This is a genomic window from Streptomyces hygroscopicus subsp. hygroscopicus, assembly GCF_001553455.1.
Taxonomy (GTDB): Bacteria; Actinomycetota; Actinomycetes; order Streptomycetales; family Streptomycetaceae; genus Streptomyces; species Streptomyces hygroscopicus.
In genome coordinates this window covers 1-3980 of sequence record NZ_BBOX01000186.1, presented here as the reverse complement: position 1 = coordinate 3980, position 3980 = coordinate 1, and the positions used below count along the sequence as shown (strand labels likewise).

Sequence of the window (3980 nt, the reverse complement as noted above, 5' to 3'; positions counted from 1 at the left end):
CCCTCCACGCGCTTCACGCTGGAGCGCCTGATGTCCTATGTGGAGGGCCTGCCACTGGGTCCCGCGAAGTACGAGTACTCGAATACGAACTACCTCCTCGCGCAGATGATCGTCGAACGAGCGTCGCACGATACTTACCATGAGCGGCTCGCCGAGCGCATCATCGAACCTCTCGGAATGAACGACACCTGCCTCCCCCCGGACTGCCCTCCGGACGCGGCCTCGCGCATGCCGACGCCGTACTCCACCCATTCCGTCCTGCCGAAGCATCTCAACAAGTCACTTCCTCGGCTCGACCTGTCCTGGGCGCAGGGGGCGGGTGGCCTGGTGAGTTCACTGAAAGACATGACGGCTTGGGACAGGGCGCTGTACAGCGGTCGACTGCTGCCCTCAGCGCAGCAGCACGAGCTGGAATCCCTGGTCTCGACGAAGACGAGTAAGCCCATCAAGAGCGTCACGGCCGACGATCCCATGGGTTTCGGGCTCGGTGTCGTGAAGTTCGTCCATCCTGCGGCCGGGACGGTCTGGGCCTATGAGGGGGCCACTTATGGAAACCGGGTGCTGCACATGTACTTCCCGAAGACTGGCATGATCATCGCCATTGCTGTCAACAGCGCCGTTGGCGAAGGGGACACGCTGACCGACTTCGCCGGTACCGTCTACAAGACTCTTTCGGCGCAGAAGGCACAGGCTCTCCCACGGCACCAGTAGCCCCGGAGCCAGCTGCGTGACTTCCAGGTAGCTGCACTGCGAGGTCTGAGCTCCCCCTTCCTGAGTCTAGATCCGCGAATTACGCAGCGACTGCCACACAGCCCCGGCCAACGCCCGCGTCGGCCGGGGAACCGACAGCCGCTCGTGTTCCCGGTACAGGCCGCGACTGTCGTCGGCCTGGCAGCGGCGAGATCCCTGGCCCGTCATACGCCGCCCGCGTCGACAGATCGTCGGCTGTGCCCAGATGTGACTCGGCCAGATGCTCATCGCCGAGGGCCGCATGCACCCGGCCGGTCTGCGAAGCGACCAGAGCCTTCGCCGCAGGTCGGTCAGCCTTCGCAGCGGCCACTTCGAGGAGGCCGAGGGCATCACGCGGGCGACCAAGGTAGATCATCTGGTGCGACATACGAGTGACGATCTCCACCCCTCGGTCGCGCTGCCCAGCCTCGCCAGCCGCGTAGATGCCGTAGCTCCAGTAGCGCTGTGCCGTCGCCTACCTCCCGCAGTCGTGGCTTACCCATCCGGCGAGCGCGGCCAGGTCGGCAGTCGCAGCGAAGACCCGCGCCCGAGCGAAGGTCCGCGCCCGCAGGCTGGCCGGGACGCCGTCTCGACTGCACGTCTACGACGGCGGCCAGCACTTGCGCCGCCCTCAGATGCCCGGCCTCCTCCTGCCGAGGCCCTGACTGGGCCGTGCGCTCCACGAGATCCGCCTCCGCCTGCACAGGCTGCGCGGCAGCGTGCCGACATGACGACGGCCCCTCGAATCCACCACCAATGAGGGACGTTCAGCCGTACCGGCGGAGCCGACCGCGGGTACCGTCCAAGTGCGAGCTTGAGAAGGAGGAGACCTGTATGCCCGACCACACCAACACCCCACACGTGCCCACCACATTCGGCCAACGCGTGAGGAAGCGCCGCGAACGCAACGGACAGACACGCCCCGTCGTCGGCGGCCTTATCGGGCGCAGCGCGGAATGGGTCAAGGCCATCGAGACCGGGCGCCTCGGCGTCCCACGCCTCCCGCTACTGCTCCGCCTCGCCGATGTCCTCGGCGTGGAAGACCTCGCAGAGCTGACCGGCGACGAGCGCCTGACCACCTCCAGCTACACCAAGGCCGCGCACAACGCCCTACCCGCCGTCAAGGCAGCGCTCACGAACTACCACTTCAACGACCACGATGAGCAACCCGAGTCAGTCGGCGTCCTTCTGTCGAACGTGCGCCAGGCGTGGCAGTTGTGGCACGGCATCGGCGAGCACAGGACGCGCATCGCCGTCGTGCTGCCGGACCTCCTCGCTGATCTCCAGCACGCTGCACGCGTCTACGAGGGCACGGACCGGCGGCGTGTGCTCGTCGCTCTCGCCGAGACCTACCACCTCGTACAGCTGTACCTGTCCTTCCAGCCCGTGCCCGAGCTGGTGATGCTCACCGGTGATCGTGCGATGTCCGCAGCACAGGACGCGGACAGTCCGAAAGCTATCGCCTGCGCGGCTTGGTACATGAACCATGTGTTCCGGGACGCGGGAGAGCGGCATGATGCACGCGTTGATCTGGCGATGAAGGCGTCCGATCTGCTGCGCCCCGACGACGATCGGGAAGACCTCGCGCGGTGGGGGCTGCTCCAGCTGGCGGCGGCCCTGTCCTACGCGAAAGTCGGTAGGCGTGGCGACGCGGAGCGCTTCTGGGACCGGGCCGACAAGGCGGCCAAGAAGCTCGGCAAGGGCTATGCCCACCCGTACCTGATCTTCGGGCAAGGCATGGTCGACGCCTACGCGATCACCATGGAGGCGGACCTTGTGAGCGGGCGCGGGGCAGTCGAGGCGGCCGGGCGAGTGGACGTGTCGCCGATGGAGTCGGCTACGCGCCGCAGTTTCCACCTGATCGAGTCGGCGCGGGCGTACAGCCTGGAGCGGGAGCCGGTCGCGGTGGTGCATCTGCTGGGTAAGGCGTGCGAGGAGTCGGTTGAGACTGCGCGCTACAACCTCTTCACCCGATCGACCATCGCGGACCTGGCCGAGTCCGGTCCGGCTACGGTCCGGCGCGATGCCGAGCGCCTGCGCAGGGCGATGGGGCTGCCGCTGGCCGCGTGAAGGGGTACGAACCGTACCCCTCGGCGAGCGGGTACCGGGTGTACCTCTGTGCCCCACGCCACCCCCTTACGGTCAGTCATCACTTGCTCACCGATGACGCCGGGGGACCCCGTGCAGACCCAACCCAGAACACCCGCGCTGTGGATACCGCCGCCCGCCGTGGACATCGAGGCGTTACCCGTCGGCAGATGGTGGGACGCCGTCAGGGCAGCGCCCATGGTCGGCGAACGCGCCCTGAAAACGCTCGGCGACCAGACCGGCGCCGTGATCCAGGACATGTACGGCACCCTGTACTGGCTCATCGCCGTGGGCTCCGCGACAAGCTGGCACCTGCGGCAGGTCCGCGTCCTCACAGAACTCGCCGACGAAAGCACCTACCTCGGCGTACCCCCTGTCTCCTGGACGACGGGCCCCAAGTCGCACTGGCGCGTACCCCTCGGCCCCAACCGCTACCTGACCCACCCCTGGCGCCTGCGGGAAGCCCTGGCCGAGGCCGACCGCGCCGAATACGGGCCCATGCCCGAAGGCCGCCAGCTCTGCTACCACTGCCAACTGCCCACCGACGAACCCATCCCGGTCGACGCAGAGGCCCGCGGCAACGGCGTCGGCAAGACCATCTACGCCTGCCCCACCCACGCACCCCTCTACCCCACAGGCCAGCAGCCCCGGACCCTCACCAGCGCGCCCGCAGCCGCGCACGAGGGACGCCGATGAAGAGGGACCAGTCGGCCATCACGGCACCGGGCCCGGCCGGAATCGACCCGGCCGCCCTCACCCGCGAGCAACTCCACGGCTGGCGCTGCGCCCTGTGCGGCACGCTGCTCACCGGAGACCGCCCCCTCGGCACCGTCACCCTCAGCCAGGGACCCACCCTCACCACCTACCCCCTATGGGCCTGCGACCCCAACTGCACCACAGAGAACGCATGGCGCGCCGCCCTCACCCACGCCGCAGGCTGCGAAGCATGCAGAACGGGCGAGTGCGCGACCGGCCAACGCCTCCTGAACGCCTACTCGACGGCCATCCGGCAGGAACACGCGCAAGGCACCGGATGAGACACCACCGACAAACCCCCGCCGAGCGAGCCGCGCCGCTCGCCTCCCGCGCCACCCCGGATGAGCCGGGGATCCCCAGCGCAATCCCGCTGCTGACCCTCGCGGTCCACCTCTGCGTGGCCGGGG

At 68.4% G+C, this 3980-nt stretch carries 4 protein-coding genes and 1 pseudogene; 4 read left to right on the top strand and 1 reads right to left on the bottom strand.

All coding sequences use genetic code 11. From position 1 onward, the window contains the following. Positions 1 to 711, top strand: a 711-nt coding sequence (locus AXW62_RS20035; RefSeq protein WP_159060924.1) for a serine hydrolase domain-containing protein, incomplete at its 5' end; no start/stop codon positions are given. 66 nt (positions 712 to 777) lie between these two features. Here AXW62_RS20035 and AXW62_RS42995 read toward each other — a convergent pair. After that, positions 778 to 870: pseudogene (locus tag AXW62_RS42995) on the bottom strand (glycosyltransferase family 2 protein); the annotation flags it as partial. A gap of 693 nt (positions 871 to 1563) precedes the next feature. Between AXW62_RS42995 and AXW62_RS20030 the strand changes: the two are divergent. From AXW62_RS20030 to AXW62_RS20020, 3 genes are all read left to right on the top strand, one after another. Continuing rightward, the gene (locus AXW62_RS20030; RefSeq protein WP_060945742.1) at positions 1564 to 2799 is read left to right on the top strand and encodes a helix-turn-helix domain-containing protein; all 1236 of its coding nucleotides are present in this window, start codon (positions 1564 to 1566) and stop codon (positions 2797 to 2799) included. A gap of 111 nt (positions 2800 to 2910) precedes the next feature. Beyond that, on the top strand, positions 2911 to 3513 hold the full coding sequence (locus tag AXW62_RS20025) for a hypothetical protein (RefSeq protein WP_252368659.1): 603 nt from the start codon (positions 2911 to 2913) through the stop codon (positions 3511 to 3513). Continuing rightward, complete coding sequence (locus tag AXW62_RS20020) at positions 3510 to 3854, top strand: hypothetical protein (RefSeq protein WP_060945740.1); 345 nt, start codon at positions 3510 to 3512, stop codon at positions 3852 to 3854. Before AXW62_RS20025 ends, AXW62_RS20020 begins: the two co-directional genes overlap by 4 nt. Positions 3855 to 3980 lie beyond the last annotated feature (126 nt).